This is a genomic window from Sandarakinorhabdus rubra, from assembly GCF_010994245.1.
In the GTDB taxonomy this organism is placed as follows: Bacteria; Pseudomonadota; Alphaproteobacteria; order Sphingomonadales; family Sphingomonadaceae; genus Sandarakinorhabdus; species Sandarakinorhabdus rubra.
Window position 1 is genome coordinate 1 of the sequence record NZ_WMHO01000452.1, and the last position, 630, is coordinate 630.

Below are 630 nucleotides of genomic sequence, written 5' to 3' on the forward strand. Positions count from 1 at the left end.
CGCGCTCCCTCAGCGTCGCGGCGCTGCTGGCGCCATCGTGGGCGGCGAGCGCGGCGGCGCCGATCACCGTCTGCCGGGCCAGCCGCATCGCCATCGCCGGATCCAGGCCATTGGCAGCGCCTGCAGCGGCCAGCGCCTCGATGAAGTGGAAGACATAGGCCGGGCCGGAGCCGGAAATGGCGGTGACGGTGTCGAACTGCGCCTCGTCTGTCAGCCACAGTGTCTGCCCCACCGGCTGGAACAGCGCCTCGGCAGCGCCCTGCACCAGGTCGCCATCCTTCGTGAACAGCGCTGTCATCCCCTGCCCCACCATGGCCGGCGTGTTGGGCATGGCGCGCACGATGCCGGCGCCGGGGAACAGCCGGGCGAGATCGGTCGTCGAGATGCCGGCCATCACCGAGATCACCAGCGTCATCGGCCCCAGCCGCCCGGCCAGCGGCAGCACGGCCGACGCCCAGACCTGCGGCTTGACCGCCAGCACCACGATATCGGGCTTGCCGGTTTCGGGCGGGCGCGGCAGCGCGACGACGCCGGGCGGCAGCGCACGCGCCGCCGGATCGATCACCGTCACCGGCCCCAGCCCTTCGGCCTGCCAGCGCCGCAGCAGCGCGCCGCCCATGTTGCCGCAGC

General features: G+C 73.3%; 1 protein-coding gene. It reads right to left on the bottom strand.

Going from position 1 to position 630, the window contains the following annotated elements:
- Positions 1 to 630 (bottom strand): pyrroline-5-carboxylate reductase family protein (locus tag GJV64_RS15220; RefSeq protein WP_164158369.1); only part of this gene is annotated, 630 nt, incomplete at both ends.